1 protein-coding gene is annotated in these 302 nt (G+C 39.7%); it reads right to left on the minus strand.

Translation table 11 applies throughout. The annotated features are described in order from the left end of the window. The coding region (locus IQR33_RS31415; RefSeq protein ID WP_193844318.1) for a 3'-5' exonuclease at positions 1 to 281 on the minus strand (281 nt) is incomplete at its 3' end. Positions 282 to 302 lie beyond the last annotated feature (21 nt).

Below are 302 nucleotides of genomic sequence, written 5' to 3' on the forward strand. Positions count from 1 at the left end.
GGATGGGATTCTACGAATCGTAACTTGGCTCTTGTGATGGCGACATACATTAGATTCAACTCATCTCGAATTTCGTCTTCTGTACGCTCGATTAATTTCAATTGGTCACAAAAATCATCCCCTAGCACCACCTGGTCAAACTCTAGGCCTTTCGTTCTGTGGCAAGTTCCTACGACAACTTCAGCAGCCTCAATTTTATCCACTTTAGAACGCTTCAAGTTCTCATAAATATCAAACAAACCAGTATCATATTTAGAGACAAGTCTGAGGATTCTAGCCATATCGATGTTTTTCGTTTTTTT

The sequence above is a fragment of the Vibrio sp. OPT46 genome, assembly GCF_015163535.1.
In the GTDB taxonomy this organism is placed as follows: domain Bacteria; phylum Pseudomonadota; class Gammaproteobacteria; order Enterobacterales; family Vibrionaceae; genus Vibrio; species Vibrio alginolyticus.